The organism is Streptomyces mirabilis (assembly GCF_018310535.1).
Lineage (GTDB): Bacteria > Actinomycetota > Actinomycetes > Streptomycetales > Streptomycetaceae > Streptomyces.
Map to the genome: position 1 here is coordinate 2,777,093 of NZ_CP074102.1, position 18,207 is coordinate 2,795,299.

An 18,207-nucleotide genomic window follows, 5' to 3' on the forward strand; every position below is an offset into this window, starting at 1 on the left:
CTGGCCCGCGGCACAACACGCCGACGGTCACCGCAGATTGCCGACTCCGCGCCCGGGAATCCCTCCGGCGGACGCGGCCCAGCCTGGATTCAACCAGGTTCCGGGGCCGGGGCGCAGAGGGCCGGTCAGTGGGCGGTACGGGAGGAGGGGCTCGGGGAGGAAGAGGGGGACGGGGTGCCGGCGGGGGCGGCGAGCAGGCGCGGAGGCGTGAGGCCGGGCGGCGTCGACCAGGAGGTCTGCGCGATCGGCTGGGCCTCGGTGAGCGGATGTATGAGCGGGGACATCACGGCGGCACCGGCCACGACGGGGGTGGTCAGCGTGTGCATGACGTCGTCTGCCCGGGTCACCGGAGCGGGGACTCCGGGGAGCAGGGGTGCGGACACCGAGGTGGGCACCGCGGGCGCCACGCCGAGCGAACGCTCGCCCTGGGCGAGCAGCGGCCCGTCGGAGCGGCGACGCTGTGTCTCGGGAGCCGTCGCGGGCCCCGAGCCCGGCGTACGCGCCGGCGTCACATTGCTGCCGCCGGAGCCGCCGCGCGCGTCCGTGGTGTCGGCCGGCACTCCGGTCGACACCCCGCCGAGCGCGACCGCGGCCAGCGACACCGCGCCGGCGGCGGCGAAGGCGAAGCGCAGCCCGCGCGAGGCCGATCGGTCGGTCTCGTGACGGCTGACGTCATGGATCCGGAAACCGCGCCCGGAGTCGGGCGGCAGCACGTCGCCGTGCGGCGCGGCGGGCACGTACCCGAAGGGCTCTCCGCGCACTCCGAAGACGCCGGTCACCGGGGCGCCGGGGGGGAGTCTTCCGCCGAATCCGCCCCCGCCGAACGGTGAGCCATCACCGCCGTCGAAGTCACCTCCCCCCGGAAGTCCCTGGAGACGGGCCAGGAAGCTCTCGGAGGGGGGCGGAGGGGCGACTTCCGCGAAGACGTTCTTCAGTCGGCGCTGGGCGTCCGCCTCGGCCTTGCACTTCGCGCAGGTGACGAGGTGGGCCAGGACGCGATCGCGCGACTCATGACCGAGCTCTCCGTCCACCAGGGCGGACAGTCGGTCCCCAAGATGCTGGTCGGCAACACGCCGCTCCGTAGGGTTGGGCCGGGATCCACTCACGCGGTCGCGCCCCCTCCTCCCAGCGCGGGAACTCCTGTGATCGCGAAGCCGCGACGCTCGGCACGGGCCTCGGGAGACCGGTGTGCGAGGGCCTTGCGCAGCTGCGAACGGCCACGGTGGATCCGGCTGCGGACCGTACCGAGCTTGACGCCCAGGGTCGCGGCGATCTCCTCGTACGAAAGTCCCTCGATGTCACAGAGGACGACCGCGGCGCGGAACTCGGGCGCGAGGGTGTCCAGCGCCTGCTGGACGTCCGCGTCGAAGTGCGCGTCGTTGAAGACCTGCTGCGGGGAGGGCTCGCGGCTGGGCAGGCGCTCGGCCGCGTCGTCACCGAGGGCGTCGAAGCGGATGCGCTGCTTGCGGCGCACCATGTCGAGGAAGAGGTTCGTGGTGATGCGGTGCAGCCAGCCCTCGAAGGTGCCGGGCGTGTAGGTCGACAGGGAGCGGAAGACGCGGACGAAGACTTCCTGTGTGAGGTCCTCGGCGTCGTGCTGGTTGCCCGTCAGGCGGTAGGCGAGCCGGTAGACCCGGCCGCTGTGCGTGCTGACGATCTCCTCCCAGGTGGGCGGAGTCCACGCCTGCGACTCCGCGTCGGTGGTGAACGTCGCGGTCTGCGTCGGGGCAGCAGCATGGAACTTGTCAGCGATGTCGGTCACGGATTTCGGCTCACCCGCCGATCTGAGAAGGCGCCGCAGCACCCCGCCCCGATCCACAGGCGCAGCCGCACCTCCCCTGTCGGCTCTGGTGGTGTCCAGTGGAGCCCCTACCATAGCCACCTCGCCCGTTAGCTCCGGATAAGCGGTTTTACGAGAATTTGATACGTGCTCATATGGCTGCGTCAGCATGTGATCGCCACCCCGCTCCACACCCCGCTCCGCGCGCTGTTCCATCGACTTCCCCCCGCTCTGTTTCCGCACCCCTCTAAACGCCTGGTCCCATCTGCGGGTTCCCGGCACCAACGGATACAGTCACGCCCAGGCAACCACGGGGACAGGGAGAGGGTCATTACCGGCAACCGGCAGACGAGCTGGGCGTTCGCCGACGCCTTTGTCGCCGAGGACGAAGCGCTGCGCTGGGCCCGCGACCGGGCCCGCGAGGCAGGGCTGCGCCCGGTGTCGCCCGGCACGGGCGCCGCGCTGCGGTTGCTCGCCGCCACCGTGGACGCGAAAGCGGTGGCGGAGATCGGTACCGGGACCGGCGTCTCCGGAATTCATCTGCTGCACGGCATGCGGCCGGACGGGGTACTGACCACCGTCGATCCGGAACCGGACCGCCAGCAGTTCGCCCGCCAGGCCTTCCGCGCGGCCGGCTTCGCCAGCAACCGCGCCCGCTTCATCCCCGGCCGCGCGCTGGACGTCCTGCCCCGGCTCGCGGACGCCGGCTACGACCTCGTCTTCTGCGACGGCGACCGTCTGGAGTGCCTGGACTACCTCGCTGAATCGTTGCGTCTGCTGCGTCCGGGCGGGCTGGTCGTCTTCGAGGGTGTCTTCGCGGACGGCCGCACGGTCGAATCGGGCCCGCAGCCCGCCGAGGTCGGCCGGTTGCGCGAACTGCTGCGCGCGGTGCGCGAGAGTCAGGACCTGGTGCCCTCGCTGCTGCCGGTGGGCGACGGGTTGCTGTGCGGGGTCAAGCGCTGACCGCACGCTCGGTCTCGCGCCCGCAACAAATGTCTGACCTGCGTCGATACACAGGGGTACGCCGCTGCCGCACCCCAGGAAAACCACTGCCCCGGCACCGAATACGGTGCCGGGGCAGTTGAAAAGGTATGGTCGCGTTCCGCGTCAGCCGACGACCTTCTTGAGGGCGTCGCCGAGCGCGTCGGCCTCGTCAGGGGTCAGCTCGACGACGAGCCGACCGCCGCCTTCGAGCGGAACGCGCATGACGATGCCCCGCCCCTCCTTGGTCACCTCGAGCGGGCCATCGCCCGTCCGCGGCTTCATGGCCGCCATGCTCGTTCCCCTTCCTGAAACCAGCTCATCGTCGCCGACGGCCCCTTGAAGGGCACGCACGTCCCCTCATAGGACACACGTCACCGGCATCGAACACATTGCTTCCAGGCCATTATCCCGCATCTCAGGACCCGATGACCAACATCAGTCGGCATCGCTTGCGCAACGCGCTTGAGCAAAACCACTCAATTCGGCGATGTGACTGCGATACTGCGCCGCTGCATCGACTTCCACGGCTCGGAATTCTTTGACGCAGGTCACATGTCCTGTCCACGCCCCGGACCGTGATCTCCGCCATGCTGTCCTGCATGCTGTCCTCGCACCCAGGACGTACCGACCAGTACGTCGGAGCCGCGACACCGGAGGGAACCCACCATGGCCGACACCGTGCTCTACGAGGTGAGCGACGGACTCGCGACCATCACGCTGAACCGCCCCGAGGCGATGAACGCGATGAACACCGAGACCAAGGTCGCCCTCCGGGACGCGGCCCGGGCCGCCGCGGCGGACGGCGGCGTACGGGCGATCCTGCTCACCGCCGCAGGTGACCGGGCGTTCTGCGTCGGGCAGGACCTCAAGGAGCACATCGGGCTGCTGGCCGCCGACAAGGAGTCGGGGTCGCAGCACACGATGAGCACCGTGCGCGAGCACTACAACCCGATCGTGCGCGCCCTGACCGGGGCCGCGAAGCCCGTGGTGGCCGCGGTGAACGGCGTCGCCGCGGGAGCCGGCTTCGGCTTCGCCCTCTGCGCGGACTACCGGATCGTCGCCGATACCGCCGCCTTCAACACGTCCTTCGCCAGGGTCGCGCTGACCGCCGACTCGGGCATGTCATGGACCCTGCCGCGGGTGATCGGACCGGGCCGCGCCGCCGATCTGCTGCTCTTCCCGCGCAGCATCACCGCGCAGGAGGCCTTCGAGCTGGGGATCGCCAACCGGCTCGTCCCGGCGTCCGAGCTGCGCGTCGAGGCGGAGAAGGTGGCGCGAGCGCTGGCGGCGGGGCCGACGGTCGCGTACGCCGCGCTGAAGGAGGCCGTCGCGTACGGGCTCACTCATTCTCTGGACGAGACGCTGGAGAAGGAGGACGAGCTGCAGGCGCGGGCCGGGGCGTCCGAGGACCATGTGATCGCGGTGCAGGCGTTCGTCAACAAGGAGAAGCCGAAGTACTTGGGGCGGTAACGCTTCGCTGGATTCGGCGGTCGGAGGTCGGTACGGGAACTGCGGGCCGTCTGTGGCTGGTCGCGCGGTTCCCCGTGCCCCTTAGGGGGCGCTCCTGGCCGCGCAGTCCGCCAGGTGGTCGTTGACCAGGCCGCACGCCTGCATGAGCGCGTAGGCCGTGGTCGGGCCCACGAAGCGGATGCCGCGCTTCTTGAGGGTCTTGGAGAGGGCCGTCGACTCGTCGGTGACGGCCGGGACGTCGGCGAGCCGCTTCGGGGCCGGGCGGGTGGCCGGGTCCGGGGCGAAGGACCAGATCAGCTCGTCCAGCTCGCCCGGCGCCCAGTCGGCCAGCAGGCGCGCGTTGGCGACGGTCGCCTCGATCTTGGCGCGGTTGCGGATGATGCCCGGGTCACCGAGGAGGCGCTCCTTGTCGTCGTCCGTGAACGCGGCCACCGAGGCGATCTCGAAGTCGGCGAAGGCGGCCCGGAAACCCGGCCGGCGGCGCAGGATCGTGATCCAGGACAGGCCCGACTGGAAGGCCTCCAGGCAGAGTCGCTCGTACAGCGCGTCGTCGCCGTGGACCGGGCGGCCCCACTCCTTGTCGTGGTACGAGACGTAGTCCTCGGTGGACAGGGCCCAGGGGCAGCGCAGCGCGCCGTCGGGCCCGGCGAGCGCATCGCTCACTGCTGCTCCCCCTCGGCCGGCTTGCGCAGCGAGGTGGTCGCGGTGGCGCGGGCGCCGGCCAGCGCCGCCTCCAGGTCGGCGATCCTGGCGTCCCGCTCGGCGAGCTCGGCGCCGAGCCGGCCGAGGGCGTCGTCCACGTCCGCCATGCGGTAGCCGCGGGCGGCGAGCGGGAAGCGCACGGACTCCACGTCCGCGCGGTTCACCGGCCGGTCCTGGGGCAGCGGGTCCACCAGCCGATCGGGCTCGGCATCGGGAAGGGGGGCGCTCTCGCCGCCGCCCACCACGGACAGTGTCACCGCGGCGACCACGACGGCGAGCGCGACGACCAGGAACAAGAACATGAACATCGCTGAGGTCCCCACGCTCTGGTGCCGACGCGTTGGGCGTCGGCGCGAAAGTACTGAAGCTACTGAAAACGTCTGACGAGTGCCGAAGCGGTCCGGCGCCGAAAGTGTCAGGGTCCGATCGTGCCATGCGAGTCTGACAGTTAAGGTCGCAGGCGGCTAAGCAGCGGGACTTACTAGGAGAGGTCACAGGGGATGCTCAGGCTGGGCAGGCACGAATTCGACCCGCACGAGCCGGTGATCATGGCCATCGTGAACCGGACCCCGGACTCCTTCTACGACCAGGGAGCCACCTTCCGCGACGAGCCCGCGCTCGCCCGCGTGGAGCAGGCGGTGGCCGAGGGCGCCGCCATCATCGACATCGGCGGGGTGAAGGCCGGGCCCGGGGAAGAGGTGACCGCCGAGGAGGAGGCGCGCCGCACGGTGGGTTTCGTCGCCGAGGTGCGGCGGCGGTTCCCGGACGTGATCATCAGCGTCGACACCTGGCGGCACGAGGTCGGGGAGGCGGTCTGCGAGGCGGGGGCCGATCTGCTCAACGACGCGTGGGGTGGCGTGGATCCTCGGCTCGCGGAGGTGGCCGCGCGGTACGGGGTGGGGCTGGTGTGCACCCATGCCGGGGGCGCCGAGCCTCGTACGCGGCCGCATCGGATCACCTACGACGACGTCATGGCCGACATTCTGCGGGTGACCCTGGGGCTGGCCGAGCGGGCGGTGGCCCTGGGCGTGCCCCGGGAGTCCGTGCTGATCGACCCCGGGCACGACTTCGGGAAGAACACCCGGCACAGCCTGGAGGCGACTCGGCGGCTGGGCGAGATGGTGGAGACGGGGTGGCCCGTGCTTGTCTCCCTCTCCAACAAGGACTTCGTCGGGGAGACGCTCGACAGGCCGGTGAAGGAGCGGGTGGTGGGGACGTTGGCCACGACGGCGGTATCGGCGTGGCTGGGGGCGCAGGTGTATCGCGTCCACGAGGTCGCCGAGACCCGTCAGGTCCTGGACATGGTGACGTCGATCGCGGGCCACCGCCCTCCGACGGTGGCCCGCCGGGGCCTGGCGTAGACCTTCCTCGCCCCCGCCGCCCCTACTCGTTCCTGACCTGGGGGCTCCGCCCCGGACCCCCGAGGTGCATTCTTCGGCTGCGGGCGAGTGGGGGCTGGTCGCGCAGTTCCCCGCGCCCCTTGCGGGGCCGCCCCTCTACCGGCCTGCCTCCTTGGAGACCAAGGCCACCGCTTCCTCCACCTCGTCCGTGAGGTGGAACAGGAGGAGGTCCTTTTCCGAGGCCTTGCCCTGGGCGATCAGGGTGTTCTTGAGCCAGTCGACGAGACCGCCCCAGTACGCCGTACCGAAGAGGACGATCGGGAAGCGGGTGACCTTCTGGGTCTGGACGAGGGTGAGGGCCTCGAAGAGTTCGTCGAGGGTGCCGAGGCCGCCGGGCAGGACCACGAAGCCCTGGGCGTACTTGACGAACATCATCTTGCGGACGAAGAAGTACCGGAAGTTGAGGCCGATGTCGACGTAGGGGTTGAGTCCCTGTTCGAAGGGTAGCTCGATGCCCAGGCCGACCGAGATGCCCTTGGCCTCGCAGGCGCCCTTGTTGGCGGCTTCCATCGCGCCGGGCCCGCCGCCCGTGATGACGGCGAAGCCGGCTTCGACCAGGCCTCGGCCGAGCGCCACCCCCGCCTCGTACTCGGGCGAGTCCACCGGCGTACGGGCGGAGCCGAAGACGCTGATCGCGGGCGGGAGTTCGGCGAGCGTGCCGAAGCCTTCGATGAACTCCGACTGGATGCGCAGGACTCGCCAGGGGTCGGTGTGCACCCAGTCGGAGGGGCCGCCCGCGTCCAGCAGCCGCTGGTCCGTGGTGCTCGACTGCACCTGGCCCCGCCTGCGCAGTACCGGCCCCAGCCGCTGCTCCTCCGGTGGCTGCTTCTTGCCCTCGGGGTTGCCAGTAGCCATGTGCGCTCCCTCCGCTTGCCGGTGGTTCAGCCCCAGCGTAGATCCAGGCTGGTTACGGAGGGGGGACATGCGCATGTCCGCCGTGCACCACAAAGGTTCGGGCGAGCCTCAGGACGTCAGCCAGGCGCGCAGACGCTCCTCCGCCTCCGGGATCTCCGACGCCCGCACCCGCTCGTCCACCTTGTGGGCGAGGAGCGGCGCGCCGGGCCCGTAGTTCACCGCGGGCACCCCGAGTGCGCTGAAGCGGGCGACGTCCGTCCAGCCGAACTTGGGACGGGCCTCGCCGCCGACGGCAGCCAGGAAGGCCGCGGCGGCCGGATGGGTCAGGCCGGGCCGAGCGCCGCCGGAGTGGTCGTCGACGATGAACTCGTCGATGTCGCAGTCGGCGAAGAAGTCACGGACGAAGGCCTCGGCCTCCGCCTCGCTGCGGTCGGGCGCGTAGCGGAAGTTGACGACGACGGTGCAGGCGTCGGGGATGACGTTGGTGGCCACGCCCCCCTCGATGCGGACGGCGTTGAGGCCTTCGTGGAACTGGAGGCCGTCCACGACCGGCGTGCGCGGCTCGTAGGCGTCGAGCTTGGCGAGGATCGGGGCCGCCGCGTGGATCGCGTTGGAGCCCATCCACGCGCGCGCGGAGTGGGCACGCTCCCCCTTGGTCTTCAGGAACACCCTGAGCGTGCCCTGGCAGCCACCCTCCACCTGGCCGTCCGTCGGCTCCAGGAGGATCGCGAAGTCGCCCGCCAGCCAGTCGGGGTGGGCCTCGGCGACGTGCTTCAGGCCGTTCAGGTGGGCGGCGACCTCTTCGTTGTCGTAGAACACGAAGGTGAGGTCACGGTTGGGGGCGGGGACCGTGGCCGCGATACGCAGCTGTACGGCGACGCCGGACTTCATGTCGCAGGTGCCGCAGCCCCACAGGACGCCGTCCTCGTCGAGGCGCGAGGGCACGTTGCCGGCGATGGGGACCGTGTCGATGTGGCCGGCGAGGATCACACGCTCGGGCCGCCCCAGGTTCGTACGCGCCACGACGTTGTTGCCGTACCGGTCGACCGTCAGATGCGGCAGGGCGCGCAGGGCGGCCTCGACGGCGTCCGCGAGCGGCTTCTCGTTGCCGCTCTCCGAGGGGAAGTCGACGAGCCGCGCGGTGAGCTCGGCGGCGTCCAGCGTGAGGTCAAGGGTGGTGTCGGCCATGCCCTCGACCCTAGCGCCCCCTGCTCGGCGCTCTGCCGCGCACGGGTTGTCCACAACCCCATACGTCGCCAGCAGTCGCCTCCAGTACCTTGTACGCGTGCCAGAGCCGTCCCCCACTCCCGTCCGGCGCGGCCGCCTCTTCCGTTTCGGGGCGGCCGTCGTAGTTATGCTCGCGCTCGCGGGGTACCTCGCGGTGCAGTACCTCACAGGAGGGACGGGTGCGCCGCGCTGCAGAGTCGTCTCGGGCAAGAGCGACGGCGCGTCGTACGAGTTCACCCCGGAGCAGGCGGTGAACGCGGCGACGATCTCGGCGGTCGGCACCACCCGCGGGCTGCCGGAGCGCGCCGTGGCCATCGCCCTCGCGACCGCGCTCCAGGAGTCGGGGCTGCGCAACATCCAGCACGGCGACCGGGACTCGCTCGGTCTGTTCCAGCAGCGCCCCTCGCAGGGCTGGGGGACGACGAAGCAGATCATGGACCCGACGTACGCGGCCGGCATGTTCTACGAACACCTGGCCAAGGTGCCGGGCTACATGCGGCTGCCGCTCACCGTCGCCGCGCAGCGCGTGCAGCGCAGCGGCTATCCGCAGGCGTACGCGAAGCACGAACCTGACGCAACGCTGCTGGCCGCGGCCCTGACCGGCCGCGCGGCGGCCACGCTGACCTGTGAGGGCCGCCCGGGGGCGACCCCGGTCGGCGGCCCGGACTCGGTGCGCGCCGCGCTCGTGCGGGACTTCGGGCGCGAGGTGGTGCAGGATGCGGGAGCCGATGTGAGCACCGCGGGCTCCTCCGCCTCGTCGGCGGCTTCCCCGACGCCGACCCCCTCGTCGACCGTCTCCGGCCGGACCGTGACCGTGCCCGTGCGCAAGGACCCCACGGGCGGCTCCACCGTCCGCCAGCGTGGCTGGGAGCTGGCGCACTGGGCGGTGGCCAACTCCTCGGCGCTGCACATCCAACGGGTCTCCTACGCGGGGCGGGAGTGGACGGCAGGGGAAAGGAACGGCGAGTGGCGCGCGACGGACGCCAAGGGCGGTTCGACGACGACGCAGTCCGCCGCCGAGGTCCGCATCGTCACCGCGCAGTAGTACGGGGCCTCACCTGTACGGGGGATGCGCGGCGTGGCGCGTTACCGCTGCGAGCAGGTTTTCGCGTGCTCACCCCAGAATCTGCCGGACCCCTTGAAAACAAAGGGCCGTAAGGATTCGGCAGACTTTCCGACCGGATACCCTTTGCCCGTTTTTATCCACAACCGATAATGCGACGCATTACCAACTCTTTACGTCGGGCCACCGCAACCTTCGCGGGTCTCGAGCGGTAGTCACTGCGTCCGAGCCCGGAACGATCAACGGGTCGCCCGACAGCCGGTCGGCGGCCGAACGGTCAACTCCCGGGCACGGGTGGACACTTCACCGTTCTCTTCCGTCTAAGGAGCATCATGTCCCTCCCCCTGACCCGCCGGATCGCCCGTGCCGCGCTGCTCATCGCAGCGGGAGCGGCGCCCGTGGTCGGTGCGGCCGGCTCCGCCAGCGCGGCGGCCGAACTTCCGGCCACGCCCAACCTCGGCGGACTCACCGCTCTGGACGGCGCGCACGTCGGCAACACGGTCGACGGTGCGACGCAGAACGTCACCGGGCTCGCGGGCACGACCGGCGGCAACGCCCTCAAGAAGGCCGTCCCGGCCGCGGGCAAGACGGGTGGCAGTGTCGCCAGGACGGCGACGCCAGCCGCGCAGAAGGTGGCCGGGGACGCCGCGGGGCAGGCCGGGGGTCTGCTCGGTGACACCGCGAAGACCGCCGGAGGTGGTCTTCCGACGGACGCGGTGACCAAGGGTGGCCTGCCGACGGGGCAGCTGCCGCTGAAGGGGCTGCCGCTCGGCTAGCCGCCGGGGCCGTGCACAGGCTGTAGCTGTACGGCGAAGGGGTCCGGGGAGTTTCCCTGGACCCCTTCGCTCATGCCGGGTCGTGATGCGCGGGCCGGTGGGGGCTGGGCGCGCCCACGCGGCGAAGCCGCAAATGTCAGAGCCCCGCGCCCCTGAAGGGCGCGCTCCTCGCCAGGGGGTTTCTTAGCCCAGGCGTTCTACCGCCGCCGCCACCCGCTCGTCCGTCGCCGTCAGGGCCACGCGGACGAAGTTCTCGCCCGCCTCGCCGTAGAAGTCGCCCGGGGCGACGAGGATGCCCAGTTCGGCCAGATGGGCGACGGTGTCCCAGCAGGACTCGCCGCGGGTGGCCCACAGGTACAGGCTCGCCTCGCTGTGCTCGATGCGGAAGCCGTGGCGCAGCAGCGCCTCGCGCAGGGCGGTGCGGCGGGCCGCGTAGCGCTCGCGCTGTTCGCGGACGTGGACGTCGTCCGCGAGGGCGGCGACCACCGCGGCCTGGGTCGGCGCGGACGTCATCATGCCGCCGTGCTTGCGGATCTGGAGGAGGTCGCCGAGGACAGCGGGGTCACCGGCGAGGAACGCGGCGCGGTAGCCGGCCAGGTTCGAGCGCTTCGAGAGCGAGTGGACCGAGACGATCCCCTCGTACGAGCCGCCGCAGACGTCCGGGTGCAGGACCGAGACCGGATCGGCCTCCCAGCCCAGCTCGAGGTAGCACTCGTCGGAGAACACGAGGATGTCGTGCTCGCGGGCCCACGCGACGATCCGGGTGAGTTCCTGGGCGGAGAGGACCTTGCCCGTCGGGTTCGACGGGGAGTTCAGCCACAGGAGCTTCAGGCCGGCCGGGTCCAGCTCCGTGGGGTCGTCGTAGACCACGTGGTCCGCGCGGGCCAGGCGCGCGCCGACCTCGTACGTCGGGTACGCGAGGCGCGGGTACGCCACCTTGTCGCCGGGGCCCAGGCCCAGCTGGGTGGGGAGCCAGGCGACGAGTTCCTTGGAGCCGACGATCGGGAGCACGTGGTGGTGGGTGACGTCCCGCGCGCCGAGCCGCCGCTCCACCCAGCCCGTGAGCGCGTCCCGCAGCTCGGGCGTGCCCCACACGGTGGGATAGCCCGGCGAGTCCGCGGCCGCGACCAGAGCTTTCTGGATCAGCTCGGGCACCGGGTCGACCGGGGTGCCGACGGACAGGTCGACGATGCCGCCCGGGTGAGCGGCGGCCGTCGCCTTGAAGGGCTCCAGCTTGTCCCAGGGGAAGGTGGGAAGCCGGTCGGAGACTGCGGACACGGGATCGGGCTCACTTTCTCGTTCGTACGCCCCGTACACACACGGCCTGCGCGCCTGCGGCCGGTACGGGCTGCTACGGCAAACGCCTCGGCCCCGCACGGCGATCGAGGGGATCGGGCCGTACGGGACCGAGGCGGCGCGTAGGTGCGGCCGCTTACTGGTTCTGCGGCGGCAGCGCTGCGATGAAGGGGTGGTCGCGCTCGATCAGACCGAGCTTGCTGGCGCCGCCGGGCGAGCCGAGTTCGTCGAAGAACTCGACGTTCGCCTTGTAGTAGTCCTTCCACTCTTCGGGAGTGTCGTCCTCGTAGAAGATCGCCTCGACCGGGCACACCGGCTCACAGGCTCCACAGTCGACGCATTCGTCCGGGTGGATGTACAAGGACCGTGAGCCCTCGTAGATGCAGTCGACCGGGCACTCCTCGATGCACGCCTTGTCCTTGACGTCGACACAAGGCTGCGCGATGACGTAGGTCACGCTGTCGTTCCTCCTCGATAGGGCGCTGGCGGGCCTCCATAGGCTCCGCCGCCTGGCGCGCGGGAGCGCGGCGTCGTCGATGCCCGCACCTAGTATCTCCGTTCCGGGGCGTGATCCATACAGGAGGGGTGAACTGACCTGTGGAAATCTCTGCGGCCGGACGTCTCGAGGTCCGAATCACCGCTGCTGACGTGGGCAAACGTGTCTCTGTTCGGCGGATGATCGTAGATATCGAAGGTGCCACCGGGGGTGAGAAGTTCACTGACACGGTCGGTGTTCTCACATCATGGAACACGGGTGTGCTGCTGATCACACGGCGGGACGGCGAGATCGTCCGGATTCCGGAGTCCTCGCTGGTCGCGGGCAAAGTCGTACCGGCCGCCCCGGCGCGTCGGCGGGGCCCCGCTGCCTCGTACGAGGAGCTGGCGCGGGTCACCGCGCGGGCCTGGCAGCCGGTGGAGAGCGAACGGCTCGGCGACTGGGAGCTGCGGGCGGCCTCCGGGTTCACCCGGCGCGCGAACTCCGTGCTGCCGCTCGGTGACCCGGGCGTGCCGCTCGACGAGGCGCTGACGTACGTACGTGACTGGTACGCGGCCCGTGGCCTGCCCGCCTACGTCCAGACCGCCACCGGGGCCGAGGGCACCCAGGAGGTGCTGTGCGCGGAGCTGGAGGCACGCGGCTGGGCGCGTGAGGTGAGCGCCGGGCTGTGGATCGGCGCGCTCGCGCCGCTCGCCGACCGCGAGGCCCCGGAGGCCTCCGGGGTGGTCCTCGCCCGCGTGGCCGACGAGGCATGGCTGGGCCGCTACCAGCGCAAGGGGGTGAGCGAGGTCGCGCTGCACGTCCTGGGCAGCGGGCCCTCGGTGTGGTTCGCGACGGTGCCCGGCCCCGAGGGGGAGCCTCCGGCCGCGATCGGGCGGTGTGTCGTCGACGGGCGGTGGGCCGGTTTCGCGGCCGTCGAGGTCGACCCCGCCCAGCGCCGCCGGGGCCTCGCCACCGCCGTCATGGCCGCGCTCGCCCGTCGTGCCCTGGACGAGGGCGCCTCGGCGGCCTGGCTCCAGGTGGAGGCGGACAACTCCGGGGCGCGGGCGCTGTACGCCGGGATGGGCTTCGCGGCGCATCACACGTACCACCACTACCGTGCGCCTCAGGTGTCCGCCGACGACCGCCGTCGACCGGCGTGAAGGGGTACGAGACCGCCATGCCTTCCCCCCATCCCCCGGAGCCGGAGCGGGCCGCCGAGGTGCGGCGCAGGTTCGCCGAGGAGGCGCGGTCCGAGCGGCCCGACCTGGCGGCGCTGTGTCTGCTGATCGGGGCGGCGGCGGACGGCACGCTGGACGAGGCGGGGACCGACGCGGCGCAGATCGAACTCGACCGGCTCGCCGGACAGCTGCCGTTCCGGCCCGGTGGGGCGCTGCCCTGGGCGACCGCGCTCGCCGAGCTGCTCGGCGGGCGCTGCGGGTTCCGGGGCTCGCCCGGAGACTATCAACGGCTGGAGTCGTCGCTGCTGCACGCGGTGCTGCGGCGGCGGCGCGGGCTGCCCATCCTGCTCTCCGTGGTGTGGATGGAGGTGGCCAGGCGGGCCGGCGCGCCGGTGTACGGGGTCGCCCTGCCCGGGCATTTCGTGGTGGGCTTCGGGCCTGCCGAGCAGCAGGTGCTCGCGGACCCCTTCGACGGGGGGCGGGTGCTGAGCGGCTCCGATGCCGAGCTGCTCGTGCAGGGCGCCACCGGCGCGCCTCTCGATCCCTCGATGCTCGTCCCCGCCCCTCCGCTCGACGTGGTCGTGCGGATCCTGAACAACGTCCGGGCGTGGGCGGCGGCGCGGCCGGAGCGGTCGGATGTCGGCCTGTGGGCCGTGGAGTTGTCGCTGCTGTTGCCTTCGCATCCCGCGCGGTTGCGGTACGAGCGGGCGCAGTTGCTTGTGCAGCGTGGGGATTTTCTGGGTGGAGCTGCGGAGTTGGATGCCTACGCCGATGTGGTCGCCGCGGTGGATCCGCCTTCGGCGGAGAAGGTTCGGGGGCAGGCTCGGGCGGCTCGGGCGATGTTGAACTGAGTTCGCCTTTGCGCCGTGGGGCTTGGGAGACACAGGGCGACTGCGGGTCCGATTCGGCTGGTCGCGCAGTTCCCCGCGCCCCTTTCAGGGGCGCCTGCCTCGACGGTGATTACAACCAGCCCTTCTCTCGTGCTATCCGGACTGCCTCCGCCCTGTTGCGTGCCGTCAGCTTCTGGATCGCTGTCGAGAGGTAGTTGCGGACCGTGCCCTGGGAGAGGTGGAGGGCGGTGGCCAGTTCGGCGTTGGTGGAGCCGTCGGCCGCCGCGCGGAGGATCTCGCGCTCGCGGTCGGTCAGGGGGTTGGCACCCTCGGCGAGGGCGGCGGCCGCGAGGGTGGGGTCGATGACCCGTTCGCCGGCGAGCACCTTGCGGACCGCCGCGGCGAGTTGGGCGGCCGGGGCGTCCTTGACCAGGAAGGCGTCGGCGCCGGACTCCATGGCGCTGCGCAGATAGCCGGGGCGGCCGAAGGTCGTGAGGATGAGCAGTTTGATGCCGGGGAGTTCCTTGTGGACCTCGGCCGCCGCCTCGATGCCCGTCTTGCCAGGCATCTCGATGTCGAGGAGCGCCACGTCCACGTCGTGGGCGCGGGCCGCGGCCAGCACCTCGTCGCCGCGCGCCACCTGGGCGACCACCTCGATGTCGGGCTCGAGGCCCAGCAACGCGGCCAGCGCCTCGCGGACCATCGACTGGTCCTCGGCGAGCAGGACCTTGATCGTGCGGCTCATGCACCGGATCCTACGGGGTGATCGGCGGCCTCGAAGGGGGCCTGTGCCGGTACCCGTGCGACCAGCCGGAAGCCGCGGCGCACCCGGCCCGTCTCCAGGGCTCCGCCCGCCTTCTCCAGCCGCTCGGTCAGCCCCGTCAGACCGTTGCCCGGCCCGTGGCCCGAGCCGCCCGAACCGTCGTCCTCCACGCTCAGTTCGAGCACCGGGCCGTCCAGTGTCTGGCGGCGGACGAGCTCCACGGTGCAGCGCCGGGCCCCGCTGTGCCGTACGACATTGGTGATCGCTTCCCGCAGCGCCCAGGCGAGCGCGGACTCGCTCTCCTCGGCGACATCGGTGAGGTCCGGCTCGGCGGGCAGGTCCGCGGTGACGCCCGCCGCCGTCAACGCGACCTGTGCGCCCGCGAGTTCGCCGGACAGCCGGGGCCGCCGGTAGCCGGTGACCGCCTCGCGCACGTCGACGAGGGCCTGCCGGCTGACCTGTTCGATGTCGGCGACCTGCTGGGCCGCCTTCTCGGGGTGGTCGGGGAGCATCCGGCCGGCCAGCTCGCTCTTGAGGGTGATCAGGGAGAGCGAGTGGCCCAGCAGGTCGTGCAGATCGCGGGCCAGGCGCAGGCGCTCCTCGTTCGCGGCCAGTTGGGCGACCGTCGCGCGGGCCTCGCGCAGCGCGATCGTGGTGCGGATCAGTTCGCGGACGCCGGTCATGGCGAACCCGCCGAGGAACGCCGGGATGAGCAGCCCCGCCAGATACGCCTTGCCGCCCGGGACGGCCAGGGCGATCGCCGTCAGCACGGCGGAGACGGCCGGGATGGCCCAGCGCGCCAGCCGCAGCGGGAGTACCGCGCCGGACGCGATCGAGACGTACACGAACAGGACGAGCCACTCCCGCCCCAGGGTGAAGGAGAGCAGGGCGGCCTCGGCCGCGAGGACCACGAGCGAGACGAACACGAAGGGGGTCGTCTCGCCGCGGCCGGTACGGAAGACCAGCGCCCCGTACCACCCGACGAAGGCCACCAGGCCGAACCAGCCGAGCACGACGACACCGGTGCTGTGCCCGCCGTGCACCAGGTCGCTGACGGGGGCGCTCAGATAGACGAGCCAGATGCCGGTCCAGATGGCCTTGACCATCTTCTGCCTGCGATTCTGCGGGGGTTGCCCGATGCCGACGCTGCTCACGCCTTCAGCGTGTCCTTCCGGTACAGCCATGCCGCGCCGCCCGCGAAGAGGAGGAAGGAGACGGCGAGGATGACGAGGTCCTTCGCGTGCGGGGCGTCGCCCAGTTCGATGGATCGCCCGAGGGCAGCGTACGCGTGCGTGGGCAGCCAGGACGCGATCTTCTGGAGCCAGTCGGGGAAGGTGGTCGTGGGCATCCACAGGCCGCCGAGCACCGAGAGCCCGAAGTACAGGATCATCGTGATCGGGCGGACCGCGTCGCCGCTCGCGAGATAGCCGATGGCCACGCCGAGCGCGGCGAAGACGAGGCTGCCGGCCCAGATCGCGCCGGTGAGCGCGAGCCACTGCCAGGCGTCCAGCCGTACGTGCTTCACGGCGGCGGCGACCGCGAAGACGACCACGATCGACGGCAGGCTGATCACGGCGGCGCTGGCGGTCTTCGCCAGGACATAGCCGCGGCCCGGCAGGGTGGTGAGCCTGAGCTGCCGTACCCAGCCGCTCTCGCGCTCCTTCGCGATGCGTTCGCTGTTGCCCATCAGGACCGCGGTCAGGGCGCCGAAGGAGGCCATGGAGACCATGAAGAAGGTCGGCAGGGTGAGCCCGGTGCCGTCCACTTTGGTGGTGCTGTCGGCGCTGCCCGCGATGAGCAGGAACAGGGCCGAGGGGTAGACCACCGAGAAGAACAGGAACTTCTTGTTGCGCAGGGCGCGGGTGATCTCGAGCTTGATGAGGCTGTTCACTGCGACTTCGCCTCCTCGGCGGCCGTGATGGCGACGAAGGCCTGCTCGAGTCCGAGCCCGGCGACTTCGAGATTGCGGGGGTAGAGGCCGAGCCCGTACAGCGCGTGTACGGTCGCGTCGGCGTCGGAGGACTGGATGCGGACGGTGTGCCCGGAGACGTCGATCGAGGTCAGGAAGGGCAGGGCGCGCAACGGGGCCCCGTCGATGGGGCCTTCCAGGTCGAAGGCGATACGGCGGGCGCCGGCCTTCGCCTTGATCTCGGCGGCGGTGCCGTCGGCCAGCAGGCGGCCCCGGTGCAGTACGAGGACGCGGTCCGCGATGGCGTCGGCCTCCTCCAGGTAGTGCGTGGCGAACAGGACGGTCCTGCCCTGGTCGGCCTGCTCGCGCATGGTGGCCCAGAAGGCCTGGCGGGCGGAGACGTCCATGCCGGTGGTGGGCTCGTCCAGGACGATGAGGTCGTTGGCGCCGGCGGTGGCGAGCGCGAAGCGGACGCGCTGTTCCTGGCCGCCGGAGAGCTTGTTGACCTTGCGGTCGGCTATCTGCGAGATGCCCGCGCGGGCCAGCACGTCACTGACCTTGTACGGCTTCGGGTGCAGATCGCAGGCCAGCTTCACCAGCTCGCCGACCGTGACCTCGTCCATCAGGCCGCCGCTCTGCAGCATGGCGCCCACCCGGCCGCCGACGATCGCCTCGCGGGGGCCGGCGCCGAACACCCGGACCGCGCCGGTGTCGGGGTGCTTGAGGCCGAGGAGCAGGTCCAGCGTGGTCGACTTGCCCGCGCCGTTGGGACCCAGGAGGGCGACGGTCTCGCCCGGGCGCAGGTCGAGTGTCAGCCCGTCGACGGCCCGTACGTTCCCGTAGCTCTTGCTCACCTGGTCGAACCCGACCACCGGGGTGGTGGCGGGTGCCGCTGTTGTCGTCATGGGAACCATCGTGGCCGCGGGGGCCCGGTGCCCGGCAGTGTCGGCGGTCCTGAGTGCCGGATGACAGATGTCATGTCCTGCCTGGTGCTGGTCGGCCCCTTCGGCACGGTGGCGGCCTCGGTGCGCGTGGAGCGCGTATGCACATGCCGGTAATCGGTGGCATGGACGCGCCAAGATGAGTATTTTGATCGCCGCTCGGCTTGACCCGCCAGGCACAACCACCACAAGGGGGAAACTGCGATGCGCAAACTTCTTGCCGGCGCCGCCACCGCCGTGGTCGCCGTCGCCGGCCTCACCTTCGCCGCCCCGGCGCAGGCGGCGCCGTCGGACACGGTCTCGGTCCAGGACATCAACTGCCATGCCAAGGAGAGCGTACGGATCCGGCAGTCGAAGTCGACCGGCTCGACCGCCCTCGGGCTCTTCCCCAAGGGCGCGGGGGCGGACTGCGGCGGGGCCTCGGAGGGCGGCACCTACACCGCCTGCGGCCACACCGACGGATACTTCTGGATCGCGATCAACTACCAGGGCGTCAAGGGCTACATAGCCCTGTACTGCATCACGCGTCCGTGACCTCGTGAAGCCCGTGGAGGC

20 protein-coding genes and 1 pseudogene are annotated in these 18,207 nt (G+C 71.3%); 8 read left to right on the plus strand and 13 right to left on the minus strand.

Annotated features, from left to right (window positions below):
• Positions 1-125: 125 nt before the first annotated feature.
• Positions 126-1,106, minus strand: coding sequence for an anti-sigma factor family protein (locus SMIR_RS12045; RefSeq protein WP_212726981.1), 981 nt, complete (start codon positions 1,104-1,106; stop codon positions 126-128).
• Positions 1,103-1,804 carry an RNA polymerase sigma factor SigE gene (gene sigE / locus SMIR_RS12050; protein WP_168495278.1) on the minus strand — a complete coding sequence of 234 codons (702 nt, stop codon included), beginning with the start codon at positions 1,802-1,804 and terminating at the stop codon, positions 1,103-1,105. Before sigE ends, SMIR_RS12045 begins: the two co-directional genes overlap by 4 nt.
• 414 nt (positions 1,805-2,218) lie before the next feature.
• Between sigE and SMIR_RS12055 the strand changes: the two genes are divergently transcribed.
• On the plus strand, positions 2,219-2,743 hold the full coding sequence (locus SMIR_RS12055; RefSeq protein ID WP_054228219.1) for an O-methyltransferase: 525 nt from the start codon (positions 2,219-2,221) through the stop codon (positions 2,741-2,743).
• A gap of 144 nt (positions 2,744-2,887) precedes the next feature.
• Here SMIR_RS12055 and SMIR_RS12060 read toward each other — a convergent pair whose 3' ends face one another.
• Positions 2,888-3,055, minus strand: a complete 168-nt coding sequence (locus SMIR_RS12060) for a DUF3117 domain-containing protein (RefSeq protein WP_003966491.1) — start codon at positions 3,053-3,055, stop codon at positions 2,888-2,890.
• Between the two features lie 375 nt (positions 3,056-3,430).
• Here SMIR_RS12060 and chcB point away from each other — a divergent pair, with 375 nt between their 5' ends.
• Entirely contained in the window at positions 3,431-4,234 is an 804-nt protein-coding gene (gene chcB / locus SMIR_RS12065) for a 2-cyclohexenylcarbonyl CoA isomerase (RefSeq protein WP_212726982.1), read from the plus strand.
• 81 nt (positions 4,235-4,315) lie between these two features.
• On the opposite strand, the gene SMIR_RS12070 is transcribed toward chcB, so the two are convergent.
• A complete protein-coding gene (locus tag SMIR_RS12070) occupies positions 4,316-4,897 on the minus strand; it encodes a DNA-3-methyladenine glycosylase I (RefSeq protein ID WP_168495275.1) in 582 nt (193 codons plus the stop codon).
• Positions 4,894-5,244: a DivIVA domain-containing protein gene (locus SMIR_RS12075; protein ID WP_101400503.1), complete on the minus strand. Its 351-nt coding sequence runs from the start codon at positions 5,242-5,244 to the stop codon at positions 4,894-4,896. The genes SMIR_RS12070 and SMIR_RS12075 overlap by 4 nt, the downstream gene beginning before the upstream one ends.
• 192 nt (positions 5,245-5,436) lie before the next feature.
• Here SMIR_RS12075 and folP point away from each other — a divergent pair, with 192 nt between their 5' ends.
• Positions 5,437-6,297 carry a dihydropteroate synthase gene (gene folP, locus SMIR_RS12080; RefSeq protein ID WP_168495273.1) on the plus strand — a complete coding sequence of 287 codons (861 nt, stop codon included), beginning with the start codon at positions 5,437-5,439 and terminating at the stop codon, positions 6,295-6,297.
• 135 nt (positions 6,298-6,432) lie between these two features.
• Here the strand turns inward: folP and SMIR_RS12085 are convergent, their stop codons facing one another.
• Both SMIR_RS12085 and dapE read right to left on the minus strand, forming a co-directional pair.
• The gene (locus tag SMIR_RS12085; RefSeq protein ID WP_101400501.1) at positions 6,433-7,191 is read right to left on the minus strand and encodes an LOG family protein; all 759 of its coding nucleotides are present in this window, start codon (positions 7,189-7,191) and stop codon (positions 6,433-6,435) included.
• Between the two features lie 108 nt (positions 7,192-7,299).
• A complete protein-coding gene (gene dapE / locus SMIR_RS12090) occupies positions 7,300-8,379 on the minus strand; it encodes a succinyl-diaminopimelate desuccinylase (RefSeq protein ID WP_168495271.1) in 1,080 nt (359 codons plus the stop codon).
• A 97-nt stretch (positions 8,380-8,476) separates the two neighbouring features.
• On the opposite strand from dapE, the gene SMIR_RS12095 reads away from it, so the two are divergent.
• Together SMIR_RS12095 and SMIR_RS12100 are read left to right on the plus strand one after the other, a co-directional pair.
• Entirely contained in the window at positions 8,477-9,463 is a 987-nt protein-coding gene (locus SMIR_RS12095; protein ID WP_168495269.1) for a VldE C-terminal domain-containing protein, read from the plus strand.
• Between the two features lie 350 nt (positions 9,464-9,813).
• Positions 9,814-10,257 (plus strand): ATP-binding protein, encoded by a 444-nt coding sequence (locus tag SMIR_RS12100; protein WP_168495267.1) that lies wholly within the window; start codon positions 9,814-9,816, stop codon positions 10,255-10,257.
• Positions 10,258-10,440: 183 nt separating this feature from the next.
• Here SMIR_RS12100 and SMIR_RS12105 read toward each other — a convergent pair whose 3' ends face one another.
• Together SMIR_RS12105 and fdxA are read right to left on the minus strand one after the other, a co-directional pair.
• Positions 10,441-11,535, minus strand: coding sequence for a bifunctional succinyldiaminopimelate transaminase/glutamate-prephenate aminotransferase (locus SMIR_RS12105; RefSeq protein ID WP_168495265.1), 1,095 nt, complete (start codon positions 11,533-11,535; stop codon positions 10,441-10,443).
• A 154-nt stretch (positions 11,536-11,689) separates the two neighbouring features.
• Positions 11,690-12,010 carry a ferredoxin gene (gene fdxA, locus SMIR_RS12110; RefSeq protein ID WP_018089397.1) on the minus strand — a complete coding sequence of 107 codons (321 nt, stop codon included), beginning with the start codon at positions 12,008-12,010 and terminating at the stop codon, positions 11,690-11,692.
• Positions 12,011-12,150: 140 nt separating this feature from the next.
• On the opposite strand from fdxA, the gene SMIR_RS12115 reads away from it, so the two are divergent.
• Both SMIR_RS12115 and SMIR_RS12120 read left to right on the plus strand, forming a co-directional pair.
• Positions 12,151-13,191, plus strand: coding sequence for a GNAT family N-acetyltransferase (locus SMIR_RS12115; protein WP_212726983.1), 1,041 nt, complete (start codon positions 12,151-12,153; stop codon positions 13,189-13,191).
• 17 nt (positions 13,192-13,208) lie between these two features.
• Positions 13,209-14,060 carry a transglutaminase family protein gene (locus SMIR_RS12120; RefSeq protein ID WP_212726984.1) on the plus strand — a complete coding sequence of 284 codons (852 nt, stop codon included), beginning with the start codon at positions 13,209-13,211 and terminating at the stop codon, positions 14,058-14,060.
• 109 nt (positions 14,061-14,169) lie between these two features.
• Here the strand turns inward: SMIR_RS12120 and SMIR_RS12125 are convergent, their stop codons facing one another.
• From SMIR_RS12125 to SMIR_RS12140, 4 genes and pseudogenes are all read right to left on the minus strand, one after another.
• Positions 14,170-14,784 carry a response regulator transcription factor gene (locus SMIR_RS12125; protein WP_168495261.1) on the minus strand — a complete coding sequence of 205 codons (615 nt, stop codon included), beginning with the start codon at positions 14,782-14,784 and terminating at the stop codon, positions 14,170-14,172.
• Positions 14,781-15,956, minus strand: coding sequence for a sensor histidine kinase (locus SMIR_RS12130; protein WP_168495259.1), 1,176 nt, complete (start codon positions 15,954-15,956; stop codon positions 14,781-14,783). Before SMIR_RS12130 ends, SMIR_RS12125 begins: the two co-directional genes overlap by 4 nt.
• Positions 15,953-16,693, minus strand: coding sequence for an ABC transporter permease (locus SMIR_RS12135; protein WP_212726985.1), 741 nt, complete (start codon positions 16,691-16,693; stop codon positions 15,953-15,955). The genes SMIR_RS12130 and SMIR_RS12135 overlap by 4 nt, the downstream gene beginning before the upstream one ends.
• A pseudogene (locus SMIR_RS12140) lies at positions 16,690-17,538 on the minus strand (ABC transporter ATP-binding protein); the annotation flags it as partial. The pseudogene SMIR_RS12140 and the gene SMIR_RS12135, both read right to left, overlap by 4 nt.
• Before the next feature lie 318 nt (positions 17,539-17,856).
• On the opposite strand from SMIR_RS12140, the gene SMIR_RS12145 reads away from it, so the two are divergent.
• Positions 17,857-18,186: an SH3 domain-containing protein gene (locus SMIR_RS12145; protein WP_212726987.1), complete on the plus strand. Its 330-nt coding sequence runs from the start codon at positions 17,857-17,859 to the stop codon at positions 18,184-18,186.
• Positions 18,187-18,207: the final 21 nt, after the last annotated feature.